Source organism: Coralloluteibacterium thermophilum, assembly GCF_042654365.1.
Taxonomy (GTDB): Bacteria; Pseudomonadota; Gammaproteobacteria; order Xanthomonadales; family Xanthomonadaceae; genus Coralloluteibacterium; species Coralloluteibacterium thermophilum.
Genome location: NZ_JBHSGG010000024.1, coordinates 43,038 through 62,604, shown reverse-complemented (window position 1 = coordinate 62,604; position 19,567 = coordinate 43,038). Strand labels below are relative to the sequence as shown.

Annotated in this window: 19 protein-coding genes; 13 read left to right on the top strand and 6 right to left on the bottom strand. The window is 74.2% G+C overall.

The window, feature by feature from the left end:
• The first annotated feature begins 200 nt into the window (after window positions 1-200).
• The 6 genes from ACFO3Q_RS08950 to ACFO3Q_RS08925 all read left to right on the top strand — a co-directional run bounded on the left by ACFO3Q_RS08950 (window position 201) and on the right by ACFO3Q_RS08925 (window position 6,889).
• On the top strand, window positions 201-1,148 hold the full coding sequence (locus ACFO3Q_RS08950; protein WP_377004322.1) for a DMT family transporter: 948 nt from the start codon (window positions 201-203) through the stop codon (window positions 1,146-1,148).
• A 53-nt stretch (window positions 1,149-1,201) separates the two neighbouring features.
• Window positions 1,202-2,053, top strand: coding sequence for a DUF72 domain-containing protein (locus tag ACFO3Q_RS08945; RefSeq protein WP_377004321.1), 852 nt, complete (start codon window positions 1,202-1,204; stop codon window positions 2,051-2,053).
• Window positions 2,050-3,609 carry a D-alanyl-D-alanine carboxypeptidase/D-alanyl-D-alanine endopeptidase gene (gene dacB, locus ACFO3Q_RS08940; RefSeq protein WP_377004320.1) on the top strand — a complete coding sequence of 520 codons (1,560 nt, stop codon included), beginning with the start codon at window positions 2,050-2,052 and terminating at the stop codon, window positions 3,607-3,609. The genes ACFO3Q_RS08945 and dacB overlap by 4 nt, the downstream gene beginning before the upstream one ends.
• A 117-nt stretch (window positions 3,610-3,726) precedes the next feature.
• The gene (locus ACFO3Q_RS08935; RefSeq protein WP_377004319.1) at window positions 3,727-4,290 is read left to right on the top strand and encodes a hypothetical protein; all 564 of its coding nucleotides are present in this window, start codon (window positions 3,727-3,729) and stop codon (window positions 4,288-4,290) included.
• Between the two features lie 87 nt (window positions 4,291-4,377).
• Entirely contained in the window at window positions 4,378-5,166 is a 789-nt protein-coding gene (locus tag ACFO3Q_RS08930; RefSeq protein WP_377004318.1) for an N-formylglutamate amidohydrolase, read from the top strand.
• Between the two features lie 172 nt (window positions 5,167-5,338).
• Window positions 5,339-6,889 (top strand): leucyl aminopeptidase, encoded by a 1,551-nt coding sequence (locus ACFO3Q_RS08925; RefSeq protein WP_377004317.1) that lies wholly within the window; start codon window positions 5,339-5,341, stop codon window positions 6,887-6,889.
• A gap of 1,043 nt (window positions 6,890-7,932) precedes the next feature.
• Here ACFO3Q_RS08925 and ACFO3Q_RS08920 read toward each other — a convergent pair.
• Window positions 7,933-9,108 carry a cystathionine beta-lyase gene (locus ACFO3Q_RS08920; RefSeq protein WP_377004316.1) on the bottom strand — a complete coding sequence of 392 codons (1,176 nt, stop codon included), beginning with the start codon at window positions 9,106-9,108 and terminating at the stop codon, window positions 7,933-7,935.
• A 156-nt stretch (window positions 9,109-9,264) separates the two neighbouring features.
• Between ACFO3Q_RS08920 and ACFO3Q_RS08915 the strand changes: the two genes are divergently transcribed.
• Window positions 9,265-9,717, top strand: a complete 453-nt coding sequence (locus ACFO3Q_RS08915) for a YaiI/YqxD family protein (protein ID WP_377004315.1) — start codon at window positions 9,265-9,267, stop codon at window positions 9,715-9,717.
• A 65-nt stretch (window positions 9,718-9,782) separates the two neighbouring features.
• On the top strand, window positions 9,783-10,001 hold the full coding sequence (locus ACFO3Q_RS08910; RefSeq protein WP_377004314.1) for an RNA-binding S4 domain-containing protein: 219 nt from the start codon (window positions 9,783-9,785) through the stop codon (window positions 9,999-10,001).
• 4 nt (window positions 10,002-10,005) lie between these two features.
• Here the strand turns inward: ACFO3Q_RS08910 and ACFO3Q_RS08905 are convergent, their stop codons facing one another.
• Window positions 10,006-10,590 carry a hypothetical protein gene (locus ACFO3Q_RS08905; RefSeq protein ID WP_377004347.1) on the bottom strand — a complete coding sequence of 195 codons (585 nt, stop codon included), beginning with the start codon at window positions 10,588-10,590 and terminating at the stop codon, window positions 10,006-10,008.
• On the opposite strand from ACFO3Q_RS08905, the gene ACFO3Q_RS08900 reads away from it, so the two are divergent.
• Window positions 10,490-11,731, top strand: a complete 1,242-nt coding sequence (locus ACFO3Q_RS08900) for an endonuclease/exonuclease/phosphatase family protein (RefSeq protein WP_377004313.1) — start codon at window positions 10,490-10,492, stop codon at window positions 11,729-11,731. The genes ACFO3Q_RS08905 and ACFO3Q_RS08900 overlap by 101 nt on opposite strands.
• A 44-nt stretch (window positions 11,732-11,775) precedes the next feature.
• Complete coding sequence (locus ACFO3Q_RS08895; protein WP_377004312.1) at window positions 11,776-12,027, top strand: GIY-YIG nuclease family protein; 252 nt, start codon at window positions 11,776-11,778, stop codon at window positions 12,025-12,027.
• A gap of 4 nt (window positions 12,028-12,031) precedes the next feature.
• Here ACFO3Q_RS08895 and ACFO3Q_RS08890 read toward each other — a convergent pair whose 3' ends face one another.
• The gene (locus ACFO3Q_RS08890; RefSeq protein WP_377004311.1) at window positions 12,032-12,823 is read right to left on the bottom strand and encodes a YbaY family lipoprotein; all 792 of its coding nucleotides are present in this window, start codon (window positions 12,821-12,823) and stop codon (window positions 12,032-12,034) included.
• A 190-nt stretch (window positions 12,824-13,013) separates the two neighbouring features.
• Here ACFO3Q_RS08890 and ACFO3Q_RS08885 point away from each other — a divergent pair, with 190 nt between their 5' ends.
• Together ACFO3Q_RS08885 and ACFO3Q_RS08880 are read left to right on the top strand one after the other, a co-directional pair.
• Window positions 13,014-13,862, top strand: a complete 849-nt coding sequence (locus tag ACFO3Q_RS08885) for a universal stress protein (protein ID WP_377004310.1) — start codon at window positions 13,014-13,016, stop codon at window positions 13,860-13,862.
• 10 nt (window positions 13,863-13,872) lie between these two features.
• Window positions 13,873-14,703 carry a universal stress protein gene (locus tag ACFO3Q_RS08880; protein WP_377004309.1) on the top strand — a complete coding sequence of 277 codons (831 nt, stop codon included), beginning with the start codon at window positions 13,873-13,875 and terminating at the stop codon, window positions 14,701-14,703.
• A 209-nt stretch (window positions 14,704-14,912) separates the two neighbouring features.
• Here the strand turns inward: ACFO3Q_RS08880 and ACFO3Q_RS08875 are convergent, their stop codons facing one another.
• Both ACFO3Q_RS08875 and ACFO3Q_RS08870 read right to left on the bottom strand, forming a co-directional pair.
• Window positions 14,913-15,437: a VIT1/CCC1 transporter family protein gene (locus ACFO3Q_RS08875; RefSeq protein WP_377004307.1), complete on the bottom strand. Its 525-nt coding sequence runs from the start codon at window positions 15,435-15,437 to the stop codon at window positions 14,913-14,915.
• A 311-nt stretch (window positions 15,438-15,748) separates the two neighbouring features.
• Window positions 15,749-16,204, bottom strand: a complete 456-nt coding sequence (locus ACFO3Q_RS08870) for a GNAT family N-acetyltransferase (protein WP_377004306.1) — start codon at window positions 16,202-16,204, stop codon at window positions 15,749-15,751.
• Between the two features lie 148 nt (window positions 16,205-16,352).
• On the opposite strand from ACFO3Q_RS08870, the gene ACFO3Q_RS08865 reads away from it, so the two are divergent.
• A complete protein-coding gene (locus ACFO3Q_RS08865) occupies window positions 16,353-17,201 on the top strand; it encodes an ion transporter (RefSeq protein WP_377004305.1) in 849 nt (282 codons plus the stop codon).
• 22 nt (window positions 17,202-17,223) lie between these two features.
• On the opposite strand, the gene ACFO3Q_RS08860 is transcribed toward ACFO3Q_RS08865, so the two are convergent.
• The gene (locus ACFO3Q_RS08860; protein WP_377004304.1) at window positions 17,224-19,446 is read right to left on the bottom strand and encodes a DUF5916 domain-containing protein; all 2,223 of its coding nucleotides are present in this window, start codon (window positions 19,444-19,446) and stop codon (window positions 17,224-17,226) included.
• Between the last annotated feature and the right edge of the window lie 121 nt (window positions 19,447-19,567).

Genomic DNA, 19,567 nt, shown 5'->3' with positions numbered 1-19,567 from the left:
CGGCTCCACGACCGAGCGGCCGCGTACTGGGATTGGCCGCTCATGATGCCGGAAGCCGGATAAAGGCGTCATGTACGGGGTCGTCCGGCGCCGCCGGACGGGCGCCCTGACCGCCACGCGGCCGTCCCCGCCGCGCGCCCTGCCCGCGCGGCGGCCGATCGGCGACACTGCGCCCCCTCCATCGTCCGCCGCCCGTCCGCATGCCGCTCGCACCCGCCACGCGCGCCCAGCTCCAGATCCACACCTGCGTCCTGCTGTGGGGCTTCACGGCCATCCTCGGCAAGCTGATCACCCTGGCCGCGCTGCCGCTGGTGTGGTGGCGCATGCTGCTGGTGGTGGCTGCGCTGGCCCTGGTGCCGCGCGTGTGGCGGGGCCTGCGCGCCCTGCCCTGGCGGCTCGTCGGCGCCTACGCCGGCGTCGGCGTGCTGGTGGCCCTGCACTGGCTGACCTTCTACGGCGCCATCAAGCTCGCCAACGCCTCGGTGGCGGCCACCTGCATCGCGCTGGCCACGGCGTTCACGGCGGTGGTGGAGCCGGTGCTGGCGCGGCGCCGGTTCTCGCGGCGCGAACTCGCCCTCGGCCTCGGCGTGCTGCCCGGGGTGGCGCTGGTCGTGGGCGGCGTCTCGGTGGACATGCGCGTGGGCATCGCCGTCGGCGCGCTCTCCGCCCTGCTCGTGGCGCTGTTCGGCTCGCTCAACAAGCGCCTGGTCGAGCACGCCGACCCGCTGACGGTCACCGCCGTCGAACTCGGTGCCGGCACCCTGGCCCTGACCCTGCTCGCGCCGCTGATGCCCTTGATATTCCCGGCCTTCGCCGGCGCGCTGTTCGCGCTTCCCGATGCGCGCGACGCGGTCCTGATCGTGGTGCTCTCGCTGGCCTGCACCCTGCTGCCCTTCGCGCTGTCCCTGGTCGCACTGCGGCACATGACCGCCTTCGCGGCCCAGCTCGCGGTGAACCTGGAGCCGGTCTACGCCATCGTCCTGGCCATCCTGCTGCTCGGCGAGCAGCACGAGCTCAGCCTGCAGTTCTACCTCGGCGTGGCGGTCATCCTCGCCGCGGTGCTGGTGCATCCGCTCATCAGCCGGCCGCGCCGGCTGGACGCGCCGGAGCTGCTCGCCACCGCCGAGGCCAAGGACGTGGGGCGCTGACGCCCCGACACCTTCATCCGGGCCTGCCGCGCCGCCGCCGAGACTCCCCCGCCATGGACACCCGCCCCGCCGACCTCTTCGCCAGCGCCGCGCCCGCGGCCGCCCGCCGCATCCGCGTGGGCATCGGCGGCTGGACCTTCGCCCCCTGGCGCGACAACTTCTATCCGAAGGGCCTGGTGCAGCGGCGCGAACTGGAATACGCCAGCCGCCGGCTGAGCGCGATCGAGATCAACGGCACCTTCCACGGGCCGCAGAAGCCCGAGACCTTCGCGCGCTGGGCGAGCGACGTGCCGGACGGCTTCGTGTTCGCGCTGAAGGCACCCAAGGCGGTGGTCGGCCGCAGCCGCTGGGCGCCGGCCGCGGACGCCGCGGCGCGCTTCCTCGCCGGCGGGCCCGCCGAGCTGGGCGACCGCCTCGGCCCCGTCCTCTGGCAGTTCCAGGCCGGGCACCGCTTCGACCCGGACGACCTCGACGGCTTCCTCGCCGCCCTGCCGCGCACGACCGGCGGCCTGCCCCTGCGCCACGTGCTGGAAGTGCGGCACCCGAGCTTCGCCTGCGCCGACTACCTCGCGCTCGCGCGCCGCCACGGCGTGGCGACGGTGTACACCGACGCCGCGGCGTTCCCGAACATCGCCGACCTCACCGCGGACTTCGCCTACGCGCGGCTGATGCGCAGCCGGGAGCACGAAGCGCTCGGCTACACGGCCGCCGAACTCGACGCCTGGACCGGACACGCCCGGACCTGGGCCGAGGGCGGAACGCCGGCCGGCCTGCCGAGGATCGGCGACGGAGACGCCGGCGCAGGCGCGCCGCGCGAGGTCTTCGTGTTCTTCATCAGCGCCGCCAAGGCGCGCAACCCGGCCGCGGCACAGGCACTGCTCGCGCGCCTGTCGGAGGACGCATGAACGCACCGCGCCCACGCCCGCTCCTGCTGCTCGCCCTCCTGCTCGCCGGCTGCGCGAGCGCGCCGCCGCGTCCCGCACCGGCACCGCAACCGCCGCCGGCCGCGCCAGCCGCGTCGCCGGCGACCGTCGCGCCCGCCGCCGTGCACGGCGACGACGCACGCCTGGTGGCCGCCATCGCACGGCACGTCGCCCAGCCGCGCTTCGCCGCCTCGCACTGGGGCATCCACGTGCTCGACCTGGACAGCGGGCGCACCCTCGCCGCCTACGCCCCCGACGCGCGCGCGATCCCGGCCTCCAACGCCAAGCTGTACAGCGCGGCGCTGGCGCTGGCCCTGCTCGGCCCCGAGCACCGCATCGAGACGACGCTGGAGGCGACGGGCCGGATCGACGCGGACGGCGTGCTGCACGGCGACCTGGTCCTGCGCGGCGGCGGCGATCCCAGCCTGGGCCGCATGCGCGAGGGCGAGGCCGCCGCACAGTGGCGCAGCCGCCTGGCCGACGCGCTGGCGCAGGCGGGCGTGCGCCGGGTACGCGGCGACCTGGTCGCCGAGACCACCCGCTACGCCGGGCCGCCCTTCGGGTCGGGCTGGGAGGCCGGCGACCTGCAGACTGCCTTCGGCGCGACGGCGCCGGCGCTCGGCAGCGGCGGCAACGCGGTGCTCGTGCGCGTGCACCCGGACGGGCGGGTCGAGGCGCCGGCCGCCGCCGGCCTGAGCACCCGCAGCCACCTCGCGCCCGGCACGGGCGGCGCCGACGACCTCGGCCTCTACCGCGCGCCCGGCAGCGACGAACTCGTCGTGCACGGCCGCGCCACCGGCGCGGCGCGCGAGTTCCGCCTGGCCGCGCCCGACCCCGCGCGCATGGCCGCCCGGGAGCTGCACGGGACGCTGGCGGAGCGCGGCATCCGGATCGACGGCGGCGTGCGGGTGCACGCCTGGCCGGCACCGCCGCTGCCCGCGGGCACGACGCTGGGCCGCGTCGTCTCGCCCCCGCTGGCGGAACTGGTGCGGCCCGCGCTCAAGGACTCCGACAACCTCACCGCCCAGCACCTGCTGCTGCAGGCCGGGCTCGCGGCGCAGGCGCGCGGCGACTGCGTCGACGGCGGCAGGCCGCCCGCCTCCACCGAGGGCTGGGGCGTGTGCGGCCTGCGGGCCTTCCTCGCCGGGGCGGGCATCGACCCCGACACCGCCCTGCTCGAGGAGGGCGCCGGGCTGTCGCGCAAGACGCTGGTGACGCCGCGCGCGACCACCGCCCTGCTCGCGCACTCGCAGCGCCAGCCCTGGGGCGCCGCGCTGCTGGACGCGCTGCCGGTCGCGGGCGTGGACGGCACCCTGCGCAACCGCATGCAGGGCACGCCCGCGGCGGGGCGCCTGCGCGCGAAGACCGGCACCCTGCGCTACAGCCATGCGCTCGCCGGCGTGGTCGAGGACGCCCGCGGCCGCCGCATCGCCTTCGCGCTCATGCTGGACCGGCACGTGCCGCCGGCGCCCGGCAGCGGCCTGCCCGGCGCCGCCGCGGACCTCGATGCGCTGGCCGCGCTGATTGCGGGCGGCTGAGGCCGTGCCCGAACCGGCGCGCTTGAACCGGAAAGGAACGCCACCCCCGACCGGGACGCACCGTCCACGCCCGTCCGCCGATACTCCGGCGTCCGTCCAACCAGGCCCCGCATCCGCGTGAAACGACGCCTTCCCGCCGCCTGCGCCCTCGCCCTGGCAGCCTGCGCCACTGCCCCGACCGGCGCGCCCGCCCCAGAACCGCCGCGGGTGGGCGGCATCGCCCTCGGCCACGACACCCTCGACGACGTCGCGCTGCGCCTCGGCGCTGCCAACCGCATCCGCCGCGGGAACACCGACGACGTGGCCACCGAGATCTGCTACCGCGTCCGCGACGCCACCAACCACGAACTGGAGCTGCGTTTCGCCGCGGACGAGCGCAGCGGCGACGTGGTGACCCAGAGCCGGGTGATGCCCGCGCGGCCCGCGCTCGCCGCCGGCTGCACGCCGGTGGCGCCGGAGGTGCTCACCCTGGGCGAGCTGCCGCACGGGCTCAGCCTCGGGCAGACGCCCGACGAGGTCGCCCAGGCGCTGTCGGCCTTCACCCGGCAGGCGACCGCGGAAGGCGAGGTCTTCGTGCGCACCGCGGACTGCCGCGGCACCCAGGTCGCCGATTCGGTCGCGGTGATCCAGGACGGCGGCGTCGCCGCCGGCTACGTCATCGGCCGCACCCCGGGCTGCTGAGGACGGCGGGGGCGAGCCGGAAGCGGGACTGCATTCTCCGCTTCGCACGCCTCGGACGCGCTCCCCGCCCCTGCTACCCTCCCGCGGATGCACCCGACGTCCGCCTTCCGCCTCCTGGGCCCGAACGATCCGCCGCCCTTCGTCGTCGAGCGCGCCGCCGGCGCCTCGCCCTTCGTCCTGATCTGCGACCACGCCGGCCGCGCCGTGCCCGAAGCGCTCGGCGACCTCGGCGTGCCCGCGCCGGAATGGGACCGGCACATCGCCTGGGACATCGGCGCGCGCGGCGTGGCCCTGCACCTCGCGGCGCTGCTCGACGCCTTCCTGGTCACCCAGACCTATTCGCGCCTGGTGATCGACTGCAACCGCCCGCACCACGTGCCGGGCCTGGTGCCGGAGCGCAGCGAGCGCACCGACATCCCCGGCAACGTCGGGCTCGACCCGGTGCAGCGCGAAGCGCGCCTGCGCGAGATCCACACGCCCTACCACGCCGCCATCGCCGCCGAGCTGGACCGCCGCGCGGCGGCCGGGCTGCCGACGGTGCTGGTGTCGGTGCACAGCTTCACCCCGGTCTACATGGACCAGGCGCGCGACATGCACGTAGGCGTGCTCTACCAGCACGACGCGCGCGCGTCGCACGCGCTGCGCGACATGATCCGGGCCGAGGGCGAGTGGGTGGTCGGCGACAACGCGCCCTACTCCGTGAGCGACGAGACCGACTACGCCATCCCCGTGCATGCCGAGCGCCGCGGCCTGCCCTATCTCGAACTCGAGCTGCGCCAGGACCTGATCGCCGACGCCGCCGGGCAGCGCGCCTGGGCCGAGCGGGTGGCCGGCTGGCTGCGCCGGCTCCCCGCGTTCCCGGCGATCGACCGCTAGCGTCCGCGCCGCGTCCGCGATGCGGGGGCGGCCTCGCCGCGCGGCGCGGGTCCGCCATGGACAGGTCCTCTGGAACTCGCCCGCGGCGGACGAGGTTGCTAGGGTGGGCGATGGACCTGCTCGCGTCCGTGGCGGCCCGGCCGCCGTACCCGCTTTCCAAACGGAGTCATCGATGCTGCAAACCCTCATCAGGCCGCTCATGCTGGCAGCCTTCCTGGCCCTCGTCTCCGCGCCCGCGGACGCACGCCGCGAACTGCGGTTCGACGCCTACGCCGTGCCCGCGTCCGGCACCATCGCGCTGGCCGTCGCCGAAGGCGACGACCCCGGCGCCGTCTTCGCCGAGATCGACGCGGCCAACGCCGGCGCCCTGCGTCGCGCGGTCGCCGCCGCGGCCTTCCAGGGCAAGCCCAACACCCAGCTCGACCTGCCGGGCATCGGCCGCTACGACCGCGTGCTGCTGGTCGGCATCGGGAGCGGGCCGGTCACGCCGCGGGTGCTGGAGGACGTCGGCGGCGCGGTCGGGCAGATGGCCGCGCGCAGCCCCGCCGAGCGCATCGAGCTGCTGTGGGCCGGTACCGAACCCGATGCGGCCGCGCACCTGGCCTTCGGCGCGGACCTCGGCCAGTACCGCTTCGACACCTACCGCATGCCCCCGACCGACATGCCGGTGACCGGCCAGGGCGACCTGGTGATCCGCACCCCGGCGGGCGCCGCCGCGGCGGAGCGCTACCGGGCGCAGTGGCAGCCGGTGGCCGAGGCCGTGCGCTTCGCGCGCGACCTGGTGACCGAGCCGGGCAACGTGCTGTACCCCGAGGCCTTCGTGGAGCGCACCCGCGCCGCCTTCCGCGGCGTACCGGGCGTGAGCATCGAGGTGCTGGACGTGCCCGCGATGCAGGAACTCGGCATGGGCGGCATCCTCTCGGTCGGCCAGGGCAGCGCCCGGCCGCCGCGCCTGCTGCTGGTGCGCTACGACGGCGGCACCCGCGGCGAGCCGCCGCTGGCCTTCGTCGGCAAGGGCATCACCTTCGACACCGGCGGCGTCTCGCTCAAGCCCAACGACGGCATGTGGCGGATGAAGACCGACATGGGCGGCGCCGCCGCCGTGACCGGCGCGGTGCTGGCCCTGGCCGCGCGCCGCGCGCCGGTGAACGCGGTCGCGGTGGCCGCACTGGCCGAGAACATGCCCTCGGGCATGGCCGCCCGCCCGGGCGACGTCGTCCGCACCGCCGCCGGCCGCACCTTCGAGATCACCAGCACCGACGCCGAGGGGCGGATGGTGCTGGTCGACGCGCTCTGGTACGTGCAGCGCCAGTACCGCCCGCGGGTGGTGATCGACGTCGCGACCCTGACCGGCGCCGTGGTGACCGCGCTCGGCGACGACTACGCCGGCCTGTTCTCCCGCGACGACGCGCTGGCCGCCCAGCTCACGGCGGCGGGCGAGGCCTCCGGCGAGGCGGTGTGGCGCCTGCCGCTGCATCCCTCCTACGCCCGCGACATCCAGTCGCCCATCGCCGACGTCCGCCACAGCGGCGGCCGCGGTGCCGGCGCCGGCATCGGCGCCCACTTCATCGGCACCTGGGTCGACGAGGGCGTGTCCTGGGCGCACCTGGACATCGCCGGCATGGCCTGGTTCGAGGACAGCATCCAGCCGACCGTGCCGCCCGGCGCCACCGCCTTCGGCGTGCGCCTGCTGGACCGCTTCGTGCGCGACGTGCATGAGTGAGGGGTGTGAGGAGTGAGGCATGCGGAGTGAGAAACGCGTGGTGCGACTGCTCGTTTCCCGCTCCTTCCCACTCGACGCCTCGACCGACCAGCCCCCTCCCCCGCGGACAGCGGGGGAGGGTTGGGGAGGGGGCGCTTCTGCTGCGAGAAGCGAGAGATGAGGAATGAGAAACGAGTGATGCGACTGCTCGTTTCCCGCCTCTTCCTCCCTGCCCCTCGAGCAACGCGCTGCGCGCGCCTCACCCCCATCCCGGCCTTCCCCCGCAGGCGGGGGAAGGAGCGGGTCGCGCACGGCGGAAGGTTGCGCTCTCTACCCGCATCGTCGCTCTTTCCCTACGCGCCTCGTCACACACCCTACGCAGCACCGGCAGCCCCCTCCCCGCGCAGCGGGGGAGGGTTGGGGTGGGGGCGCTTCTGCTGCGAGAAGCGAGAGATGAGGAGTGAGAAACGCGTGGTGCGACTGCTCGTTTCCCGCTTCTTTCCCTGACCCTCAAGCAGCGCGCTACGCGCGCCACCCCCATCCCAGCCTTCCCCCGCAGGCGGGGGAAGGAGCAGGTCGCGCACGGCGGAGGGTTGCGCTCTCTACCCGCATCGCCGCTCTTTCCCGCGCCTCGTCACACACCCTACGCAGCACCGGCAGCCCCCTCCCCCGCGGACAGCGGGGGAGGGTTGGGGAGGGGGCGCTTCTGCTGCGGAAAGCGAGAGATGAGGAGTGAGAAACGAGCGATGCGACTGCTCGTTTCCCGCCTCTTCCCCCTGCCCCTCGAGCAGCGCGCTGCGCGCGCCGCACCCCCATCCCGGCCTTCCCCCGCAAGCGGGGGAAGGAGCTTTCGCGGCGGAGAAGTAAGTGGAGAGGAGCGAGAGACAAGAGGAGACGCACGCACTGGCCCTCGCTTCTCACTCCTTCCCACTCGACTCCTCGACCGACCAGCCCCCTCCCCCGCGGACAGCGGGGGAGGGTTGGGGAGGGGGCGCTTCTGCTGCGAGAAGCGAGAGATTGAGGAGTGAGAAGCGAGAGGAAGCGCACGCACTGGCCCTCGCTTCTCACTCCTCTCCACTCACTCCTCCAACCCCCTCCAGCGCCTGGGCGAGGTCGGCGATCAGGTCGTCGACGGCTTCCAGGCCGATGTTGAAGCGCACCAGGCGCTCGCCGACGCCGCGGCCGTGCCGGTGCAGCTGGAAGTGCGGGAGCGCGAGGCTGGCCACGCCGCCCCAGCTGTAGCCGATGCCGAACAGGCGCAGGCGGTCGACGAAGGCCTCGATCGCCGTCCGGTCGAAGCGCGCGTCGAACACCACCGAGAACAGGCTTGCCGAGCCCGACCAGTCCCGGCGCCAGATGTCGTGCCCCGGGCACGAGGGCAGCGCGGGATGCAGCACGGTCTCGATCTCCGGGCGCGCGTCCAGCCAGCGCGCCACCGCCAATGCGGAGGCCTCGAGCTGCGCCAGCCGCACGCCGAGGGTCTGCAGGCCGCGCAGCGCCAGCGCGCAATCGTCCGGCGAGACGTTGAGGCCGAGCAGGCGCCGTGCACGATCCAGCGCCTCGCGGCAGGCGGGGTCACGCGCCGACACCGCACCCATCAGCAGGTCGCTGTGCCCGCCGACGTACTTGGTGAGCGCCTGCATGCTGATGTCCGCGCCGTGCGTGAAGGCGTCGAACAGGACGCCGCCGGCATAGGTGTTGTCGAGCGCGACGCGCGCGCCCCGCGCGTGCGCGGCGGCGGCGATGGCGGGCACGTCCTGGATCTCCATCGTCACCGAGCCCGGGCTCTCGCACCACACCAGCACGGTCTCCTCGCGCAGCAGCCCGGCGATGTCGCCGCCGCACAGGGGGTCGTAGAACTCGACCTCCACGCCGAAGCGCCGGGCGAGGTCGTCCGCGAGCACGCGGTTGGGCGTGTACACGTTGTCCGGCACCAGCACGTGCGCGCCGCTGCGCGCGAAGGCGAACCACACCAAGGCGATGGCGGCCAGGCCGCTCGGCGCGAGGAAGCTCTCCTCCGCCCCCTCCAGCTCCGCCACCCGCAGGGCCAGCTCGCGCGCCGTCGGCGTCCCGAACAGGCCGTAGGTGTAGCCCTCGCGCTGCTTCCAGTTGTCCTCCAGGTCCGCCGCCTTGCCGAACAGCGTCGTCGAACCGCGATGCGTCGCCGTCGCCAGCGACCGGAACCCCTCTGGCGCGCGGCGGGACGGATGGATGAGGCGGGTGCGCCAGTCGGTGGGCATGGTCGTGAGGGCGTGGGAGGGAAGAGCTGAAGCGGGAAGAGGGAATCGGGAGTGGGGACCTGGAGGTCGGACTAGAATGACGACCTTACAGGCCGTCGGCCCTCCTGTTCCCGATTCCCCATTCCCGCTTCCCGCTTCCCGCTTCCCGCTTCCCCAATGATCTGGGTCGACGCCGACGCCTGCCCCAACGCGATCAAGGACATCCTCTTCCGGGCCGCCGAGCGGGCGCGGGTCGAGGTCGTGCTGGTCGCCAACCAGTGGGTGCGCACGCCGCCGTCGCGCTTCGTGCGCAGCATGCAGGTCGCGGGCGGGCCGGACGTGGCGGACGGCGAGATCGTCGAGCGCATGCGGGCGGGCGACCTGGTGGTGACCGCGGACATTCCGCTCGCCGCCCGCGTGGTCGACAAGGGCGGGCAGGCGCTCGACCCGCGCGGCGAGATGTACACCGCCGACACCATCGCGCAGCGGCTGTCGATGCGGAACTTCATGGACGAGCTGCGCGGTGCCGGCGTGCAGACGGGCGGCCCGTCGACGCTGCATCCCCGCGACCGCCAGGCCTTCGCCAATGCGCTCGACCGCTGGCTGGCGCAGCGGCCGGCGGCTCCGTGATGGACAACCCGGCGTCATCCCCTCGCGGCTGAAGCCGCTCCCACGACCAGCATCCCTCGATCCCCATGAAGACCATCGACTTCGCCCTCGACGCCGGCCACGACGTCGTCGAGCTCAACCAGTTGCTCAAGCTCGCCGGCCTGGTCGGCAGCGGCGGCGAGGGCAAGCAGCGCGTGGCCGAGGGCGCGGTGACGGTCGACGGCAGCGTCGAGCTGCGCAAGACCTGCAAGATCCGCGCGGGCCAGGTGGTCGGCTTCGCCGGCGTCGAGGTCCGCGTGCGCTGACGCCTCAGCGGCGCAGCCGCCAGCGGCCGACCAGCGGCGGCAGGTTGTCGCGGTCGCCGGGATCGAGCAGGAAGTCGCGCAGCGCCGCCTGCAGGCGGCCTCGGAAGTGCGGGTCGGCGCGGTGCCGCGGGTCGCGGATGCAGTCCGGGCGCCCGGTCCGCAGCGCATGCCAGTCGGCCAGCAGCTCGCCCTGCGCCTCCATGTCGTAGTCGCGGAAGGTGCGGCCCGGCGCCAGCCGGTAGCGATAGGACAGCCCCAGCCGGATCGCGCCGCGCCACTTCACCGGATAGCCCATCTGGCGCTGCCAGACGTGGGTCATCTCGTGGACGAGCCAGCGCCCCAGCCAGGGCTGCGCGGGATCCGCGAAGTCCTCGCGGAAGCATGGCTCCGGGAAATAGACGTGCCCGTCGGGCGCCATCGCCGTGTCCGGACGCTGCAGCCCGAACCACAGGTAGCCGCGGCGATGGATGCGCACGGCGTCGAGGTCGATGGCCGTGCCGAAGATCCCGCGCGTCGCCGTTGCCTCGGCGGCGGTGAGCCTGCGTGCGCCGCGCGGAGGCGTGCTGCTGATGCGGTCGGGGAGAGCCATGCGGGCGAGTCTGCACGGCCGCCCGTCACGCCATGCGAATGCGGCGCCCGCAGAATCCGCGGAGCTTCCCGGGGTCAACGATGCTCACCTGGATCTTCGGCGCCGCCACCGCCCTGCTCGTCGTCGCGACCCTGCTGCCGCTCTCGCGCAGCAGCCGCTGGTGGGTGCGCGGCTTCGACTTCCCGCGCCTGCAGCTGGTGGTGCTGTCGGCGGTGGTGCTGGCGCTCCAGCTCGCGCTGCGCTCCTTCGACCATGTCGCGGCCTACGCCGTGGTCGGCGCCAACGCCGCCTGCCTGGCCTGGCAGGCGTGGTGGATCTGGCCGTACACGCGGCTGCACCGGAGGGAGGTGCGCGCCTGCACCGCCCCCGGGCAACCGCGCCTGCGCATCCTCGCCAGCAACGTGCTGATGACCAACCGCGACGCGCGCCCCTGCTCGACCTCGTGCAGCGCGAGCGGCCGGACGTGCTCATCGCGATCGAGACCGACGCCTGGTGGGAAGCGCGGCTCGACCGGCTCGTGGAGACCATGCCGCACGTCCTGCGCTGCCCGCTCGACAACCTCTACGGCATGCACGTGTACTCGCGCCTGCCGCTGGAGGACGCGGAGATCCGTTTCCTGGTGGAGGACGACGTCCCCTCGGCGCGCGCCACGCTGCGGCTCGGGGACGGCCGCCGGGCGAGGCTGTACTGCCTGCACCCGCGCCCGCCCGCACCGGGCGAAGCGGACGGCTCCGAGGAGCGCGACGCCGAGCTGGTGCTGGTCGGCCGCGAGGCGGCGCGCTGCCCGCTGCCCACGGTCGTGGCCGGGGACCTCAACGACGTGGCGTGGTCGCGCACCACGCGGCTGTTCCGGCGCGTCAGCGGCCTGCTCGATCCGCGCATCGGCCGCGGCATGTTCAACACCTTCAGCGCACGGATCCCGGTGCTGCGCTGGCCGCTCGACCACCTCTTCCACAGCGACCACTTCACGCTGTGCCGCATCGCCCGCCTGCCCGACATCGGCTCCGACCACTTCCCCATCCTGGTCGAGCTGGCGCTGACGCCGGGCGCCAACGCCGACGACGCCGGGCTGCCGATGACGCCCGAGGCCCGCGAGGAGGCGCGCGAGACCCTGCAGCGCGCGGGCATCGCCGCGCCCTGACCCACGCGTGCGCCGCCGCCACGGCAGGCCCTACCATCCGCGGCATGCGCCCCTGGTACGTCTACCTGCTCGAATGCGCCAACGGTGCGCTCTACACCGGCATCGCGGTGGACGTGGAGGCGCGCTTCGCCGCCCACCGGGCGGGGCGCGGCGCGCGCTACACCCGGGCGAACCCGCCGCTGCGCGTGCTCGGCGCCATCGCCCACCCCGACCGCGCCGCCGCCAGCCGCGCGGAATACGCCATCAAGCGGCTGCGCCCGGCGGAGAAGCGCGCGCTGTTCGCCGCCTCCTCCTGACGCGTCAGGGCGCGAGCCGGCGGGCGCAGCCGGCGAGCTGGCGGCCCTCGACCTCGAGTTCGGCGCGTGCCGGGAACGGCTCGCCGCTCATCACGTCCTCGCACGCCGCCTCGACGATCCGCAGCACCACGGAGGTGTCTCCGGCGGTGCCGCGGTAGGTGGTGACGGCACCGTCGCGGGCGACCTCGGCGGCCGGCACGTCGAGCTGGCGGGTGCCGTAGTCGAGCTGCAGCGCGAGCCGCGGCGCGCCGCCTTCGCCGACGTCGGCGACCCAGCCGGGCTCCTGGCCGAGCGCGCGGACGACGACGCCGCGCGCGCGGGCGTCCTCCCAGGGTCCGGCAAGGGGCGCGCCGTCCGGGCCTCCCGCGGTGGGCTCGCCGCCGGCGAAGGCCATCACGAGCTCCACCGGCCGCCCCTCGGCCGGGGCGTACGGCACCCGCGACGGGGTGACGAACCAGAGGTTGCCCTCGCCGTCGTGAAGCTCCGCATGCAGCGCCAGGCGCTCCCGCGCCTGCTCCGCCGCGTACGGCAGCGAGAAGGCGAAGGGTGGACCGTCGCCGGCGTCCTGCTCGTGCTCCAGCAGGACCGCCTCGGGCGCGTCGGCGCGGGTGGCGTCGATGAGCTGCACCCGCAGGCGGGCGCCCGGCGGCGGCGCGATGCGCTCGCGGTAGAGCGCCTGGCCGGCGACGACGCCGGCGTCGCGGCCGGGCGGCGGCGGTGCGTCCTGCGGCGCGGTGCAGCCGCCGAGGGCGAGCAGGCACGGGAGGAGGAAGTACGGGGTGCGGCGACGATGCATGCGATACCTCGCGACGACGAAGCGACGGATAGCGTTCTCCCGGCGGCAGTATGCCCGCGGCGGTCGCAGATCGTGCGACGACCCGCCGGCGCCGCGGCCGGGCCTTTCGCCGCGGTTGATCGAGATCAAGGCCGGCGCGTGCCGCAGAGCGCCCAATGCACGCCCCAAGGCCTCGTTCAGGAGACGCGACATGCTCAGGGACATCGTGGTGCCGATGACCGGCACGCCCGCGGACGGCGACGCGCTCGAGACGGCCATCGACCTGGCCGCCCGGCACAACGGGCACCTCACCGTGCTCGAGATCGTGAACCTGCCGATGCCGGCGATCAGCCCGTGGGGCTTCACCGCCGACCTCTCGGTGGGCGACGTCTACACCACCCTCCGCGCGCGCGCGCACGAGAACGTGGAGCGGCTGCGCGCGCGCCTGCAGCGCGAGGCGGTGCCCGCCGAGGTCTGCCTCGTCGAGGCGCCGCTGCTGGGGCCGTCCGGCGCGGCCGCACGCTCCGCGCGCTACGCCGACCTCGCCGTGGTGGCCGGGGCGGCCGGCCTCGGCGGCGACGCCAAGGCCGAGGTCGCCGACACCTACTTCGGCAGCCTGCTGTTCGAGTCGGGGCGGCCGGTCCTGGTGGTCCCCCGCGGCGCACCGCACACCGGGCCGCTGCGCCACGTGGTGGTCGCATGGCGGCCCACGCCGGAGGCCGCGCGCGCGCTGCACGATGCGCTGCCGCTGCTGCGGGAGGCGGAGACGGTGGACGTGGTCATCGTCGATCCCATCGGCGGCGAGATGGGCGAGGGCGACGAACCCGGCGCCGCGATCGCGCGCCACCTCGCCCGCCACGGCATCAAGGTGGAGGTGGTCGTGCGGCAGGCGGAGGACCGCGCCATCAGCGGCGTCCTGCTCGATCACGTGGCGCGCACCGGCGCCGACCTGCTGGTCGTCGGCGGCTACGGCCACTCGAAGCTGCGCGAATGGGTCATGGGCGGGGTCACCCGCGAGCTGCTGGCGGCCGCGCCGCTTCCCGTCCTCTACGCACATTGAGGCCACCGCGATGCGTACCGTTCTCGTGCCCCTGATGCAGGGGCGGGTCCTGACCTGCGCGCTCGACGCCGCCTGCGCGCTCGCCGCGCTGCACGACGGCGAGGTGCGCGTACTCGTGGGCAGGAGCACCACCGGCCCGCTGACGCTGGCGGCCGGGCATCTCGACGCGGTCTCGCGGCTCGGCCTGGAACGCGCGGTCGATGCGGCGGCGGAGGATCTGGCCGCCCGCGCCCGTGCGCTCCTGCGCCCGGCCGAGGTCCGCTGGCGCGTGGACGTCGCCGGCACCCCGTGGCTGGAGCCCGGCCGGCAGGCGCTGCTGCACGCACGCGTCGCGGACGCGGTGGTCCTGGGCCGCACCGAAGCGCCCACCGAGGGCGAGCGCCGCCTGTTCGGCACCCTCCTCCTCGGCGCCGGCCGCCCGGTGCTGCTGGTGCCGCCGGCGACGCCCTCCCCCGTGCGGCTCGGCCGGGTCGCGGTGGCCTGGAAGCCGGTCCGCGAGGCCGTGCGCGCGGTGCACGACGCCCTGCCGGTCCTCGTCCGCGCAGACGAGGTGGAGGTGCTGACCGTGGGCGCGCCGGACGACGAGGAAGCGCGCGCGGAAGCCGCCTCGGCCGACATCCTCGACCTGCTGCGGGCGCACGGGGTCCGCCCGCGCGCGGTGGCCCTGCCGCAGACCGGCCACGGCACCGGCGAGGCGATCCTCGCCCATGCGCGCGAAGCCGGCAGCGATCTCCTCGTCGCCGGCGGCTACGGCCGCGCCCGCGTGGTCGAACAGGTCTTCGGCGGCGTCACCCGCACGCTCTCGGAGCGGGCGCATCTGCCGGTGTGGTTCTCGCACTAGCTGGGGAAGGGCTTTATCAGGGCTTGGGGCTTAGGGGTTAGGGCACGGGGCAGGAGGAGCGGGCACTGCGGCTTGTCGTGCCCCCACGCCCAAGCCCCCACGCCCAAGCCCCCACGCCCCAAGCCCCAAGCCCCGAGCCCCGAGCCCCGAGCCCCAAGCCCCAAGCCCCGAGCCCCAAGCCCCAACCCAACCCAACCCAACCCAACCCACTACACCATGTCCAGCCCCGCCACCCCGGCCAGTGCCCAGCCGACGACGTAGGCGACCACGGCGGCCGCGGCGCCGATGGCGAGCATCTCCAGCCCGGAGTAGAGCCAGGAGCGGCGGGTGACCACGGCGCGCATGGCGCCGAAGCCGAACAGGGCGCCGGCGGTCAGCGCGCAGGCGGCCGGGAAGCGGCTGGCGGGCGCCATGGGCACGAGGAAGGCGACCAGCGGGATGGCGCCGGCGACCACGAAGGCGGCGAAGGTCGCGAGGCCGGCGCCGAGGGCGCCGCGCGGGTCGGCGGTGGCGTCGCTGTCGGCCTCGGACTTGCGCCCCAGGTAGTTGCTCGCGCCCATCGAAAGCCCGTCCGCGAACAGGTTGGCGATGCCCAGCACCAGCGCCACCCGCGGCGAGAGGCTGGCGCCGGTCGCCCCGGTGACGATGGCGAAGGTGGTGATGATGCCGTCGTTCGCGCCGAGCACGAGATCCTTGATCCTGCGCCTGAAGTACGTCCGCACGCCGCTGCGCATGGTCCTGCTCCGTTCCGTGGCCCGGCCGCGGCATCCGCCACGGTCGCGAGGATCGGGCAAGCGGGACACAGCATCCGTCTACGTGCCGTGTGCCTCCGCGCGGCACCCTGAGGCACGTCGGCAAGGAGACCCGCCCATGAACCTGAACAGCCCACCCGCGCGCGGCCTGGCGGCGCGCTCGGTCCGCGCCGCGATGGCCGCGCAGGAGCGGCGGCCGCGGGAGGACGCGGCACCGGCCGCCGCCCGGTCGCGCACCGCCGGGGCGCCCTCGTCGTCCCGGCGGACGCCCCGCCGCAGCGGCGTCGGCGCGCCTACAGCGCCCGCGTCATGAACACGCTGTAGGGATCGGGCCCGTAGTTGCCGAAGGGGCCGCAGAGGACGAAGCCGAAGCGCGTGTACAGCGCACGCGCCGGAAGGAAGGCCGCCGGCGAGCCGGTCTCCAGGCTCAGCCGCCGGAAGCCGCGCCGTCGCGCCTCCTCCATGACGTGGCGCAGCAGGGCCGCGGCCACGCCCCGCCGCAGGTGCGCACGTGCGGTGCGCATGGACTTCAGCTCGGCGTGCTCGGCATCCAGCGCCCTGAGCGCCGCGCAGCCCAGCAGCGCCCCGTCCTCCCAGGCCGTCCAGAAGGTGATCCCCGGCCGCCGCAACCGCTCCAGGTCGAGCGCGTGCACGCTCTCCGGCGGCGAGTGCAGGGCCATGTCGTCCAGGTGCTCCTGCAGCAGCGCTGCGATCGCGGGCCCCGTGAGCGGGTCGATGCGGATGTCCATGCACCCGATTCTCGGTGACCGGCTGTCCGTTCCGCCAGCGCGCGGCGCACGGCGCCGCACGCTAGCATTCGCGTCCTCGCGCCCTCGGACCCGCCGCCGGCACCGCCCGCGGCGCCGGCGCTGCGCGCCACTTCCTTCCGGAGAGATCATGAGCGACACCGCTGTTCCCGCCCACGCCGGCCTGCGCGGCCGGCTGCACGCCTTCATCGGCCATCCGCGCGTGCAGGCGGGCATCCTCGTGCTGATCGTCGTCAACGCCATCCTGCTCGGGCTGGAGACCTCCCCGCGCGCGATGGACGCGGCCGGGGCGGCGATCCGCCTGCTCGACAAGCTCATCCTCGCGGTGTTCGTGGTGGAGATCGCGATCCGGCTGTTCGTCCACCGCGCGCGCTTCTTCCGCGATCCGTGGAGCCTGTTCGACTTCACGGTGGTCGCCATCGCGCTGGTGCCGGCGACGGGGCCGTTCTCGGTGCTGCGCGCGCTCCGCGTGCTGCGCGTCCTGCGCGTCCTGACCATCGTGCCCTCGATGCGGCGGGTGGTCGGCGCCCTGCTGGGCGCGGTGCCGGGCCTGCTCTCCATCGGCATGGTGCTGGTGCTGGTGTACTACGTGTGCGCGGTGATCGCGACCAACCTGTTCGGCAGCACGTTCCCGGACTGGTTCGGCGACATCGGCCGCTCGTTCTACACGCTGTTCCAGATCATGACGCTGGAAAGCTGGTCGATGGGCATCTCGCGGCCGGTGATGGAGGAGTTCCCCTACGCCTGGGCGTTCTTCATCCCCTTCATCCTCATCGCGACCTTCACCATGCTCAACCTGTTCATCGGCGTCATCGTCGATGCGATGCAGACGGTCGCCGACGCGGAGCAGGCGGAGACGCTGCAGGCCCTGGACCACGCGCGCGACCAGATCGAGGAGGACGTGCACGCCGAGGTGCGCGCGCTGCGCGAGGAGATCCGCGCGCTGCGCACGCTGCTGGAGACGCGCGGCGGGCCGTGAGCCCGCGCCCACGGCCCGGTCGCTACATCTCGAAGCGGTAGCTCAGCTTGACGAGCAGCTGCTCGTCGTCGCGCAGGGAGAAGCTGTCGCGCAGCAGGCTGCGGCTGTCGTCGTACAGCGGCTCCTCGGCATAGCCGCCGCGGCCGTAGACGACGTAGAGGAAGGACAGCGGCGCCAGCTCGTAGCGATAGCGGATCTGGAAGCCGAGGGTGCGCACGTTGAAGTCGTCCACCGGGTCGTCCACCGCGATGGGCGCGCCTCCCGGCCCCACCCTGTAGCCCTGCCGGGTGCGCGCGTTCAGGCCGATGGCCTGCAGCTTCACGCGCAGCTCCTGGCGGGCGCTGGGCGCCCAGTGGACGCCGGCGTCCACGTGCAGCTCGCGGGAGTCGAACTCGCCGACGAGGTCGCCGCCCTGCCACACCAGCCACGAGGGCCGGTGCCCGGCGTAGCCGCCCAGGTAGACGTTGAGCGCGTCGCTCACGTAGTAGGTGGGCGTGTAGTAGAGGCTCCAGCCGGCGCGGTCGTTGCCGGCGAGGCCGCCGCCGTAGAGCTCCGCCTCCAGCGCGTGGGCCCAGGCGCCCTTGCGCGGGCGCGAGTACTCCGCGAACAGCACCGCCGACGGCGGCAGGCGCAGCGCGCCGTTGCCGCGGGCCAGCAGGTCGTCGACGCGCGCGCTGTTGACGTTGACCTGCAGGAACTCGCTGCTGCCGTCGCGCAGCCGGCTCTGCCGGCTCATGCGGAACTGGTTGTTGAGACGGTCGCCGGCCTCGTTGTAGCTGCCCGAGACGCGCCAGCGCCAGTCCTTGGAGACGTAGCGCGAGGTCTCGGGGAGGTCGGTGAAGCGCCGCGAGACCTGCCAGTGCGCGTAGTCGTTGTCGTTGCGCGCGAGGTAGCCGGCGTCGTTGATCTGCAGCCCGTCGCCGAAGTGCATGGCGATCCACTGCTGGCGCCAGCCGCCGTCCATCTCGTAGTCCGCCCACACGGTGGCGCCGGTGTCGCGCACCTGGGTGCCGGCGTGCTCGACGTCGCTGCCGATCAGGCGCGTGCGCACGTTCCAGCGCGGCGTCGGCCGCCAGTTGTGGTCGACGCCGACGACGGTGGCCTCGCGGTCGATGAAGGGCCGCTCGACCTGGGTCACCATCAGGCCGAGGTTCTGCGTGCTGAAGTCGCGCACCAGCCGCAGCGCACGGAAGGAGCGGCCCACCTCGTCCGCCTCGTCGGCGGCGAACAGCCCGTACTTGGTGGCGCCGAAGCTGCCGTTGAGCTTGATCGCCGCGTCGATGTCGGCCGCGCCGCGCCCGTCGTCGCGCGGCCCGCCGATGCGGCGGGTGTAGAGCAGCTGGCTGTCGTCCGAGGGCGTGGTGAACTCGAAGATGCCCTGGTTCTCGGTGAAGAACGGGCGCTTGTCGCTGACGAAGGTCTCGGTGGCGCTGAAGTTGACGACGAGGTCGTCGCTCTCGACCTGGCCGAAGTCCGGGTTCACCGTGGCGGAGAGCTGGAACTGCCCGTTCGGCTTCCAGAACAGGTCGGCGCCCGCGTTGCCGTCGCGGGTGCCGCGCACCCTGTCGTAGAGCCCGGACACGTAGGGCGTGACCGCCAGCAGCGACTGGCTGTACTTGGGCACCTCGATCGGCGTGAAGTCGGCGAGGAAGCGCGGCCGCTCGAAGCTCGCCAGCGGCCAGGCGACGCGCTCGCCCGTCGCGCCGACCACGCGGTCGAGGTAGATGCGCAGGGTGCGGGTCTCGCCGGGCGCGTCGCGCATGGAGGCGATGTGCCACGGCACCAGCATCTCCACCGTCCACACCTCGCCCTCGTCGGCGACCGCGTGCAGCCAGCTGCCGTCCCAGTCGGCATTGAACTCCGACTCGTTGGTGACGACCGCGTCGTAGATGTCGTTGGTGGAGGCGACGGTGAAGTTGTAGCCGGTGCGGCCGTCGCCGTCGAAGTCCACGATCAGGTTGACGCGGTCCACCTGCGAGCCGAAGTCGCGCTGCACGCGCTGGCGCGTCCGCGGCACCGATGCGGGATGCACGTTGCGGAAGGCGACCGCGAGCCCCTCCGGCGTCGCCAGCACCCAGGCCTCGGTCGGCAGCGAGGCGGGCTCGCCGTTGAGCGGCTGGGTCTTGCGGAAGTCGGTGACGTGCAGCGCGCCCTCCCATTCGACCGGGTCGATGATCCCGTCCACCTGGATCGCGGAGGCGGGGGCGGCGGCGAGCAGGAGTGGAGCGAGGCGAAGGCTGGGCATGGTCGGGGCCGGGGACACCGGATCCCTCCGGCGGCGCGCACACTACCGCCGCGTGGCGCCGGCTGCGTACTGCCATCGGTCATTGCAACCTTCCTCGACCACCGCGCATCCACCCGACGCT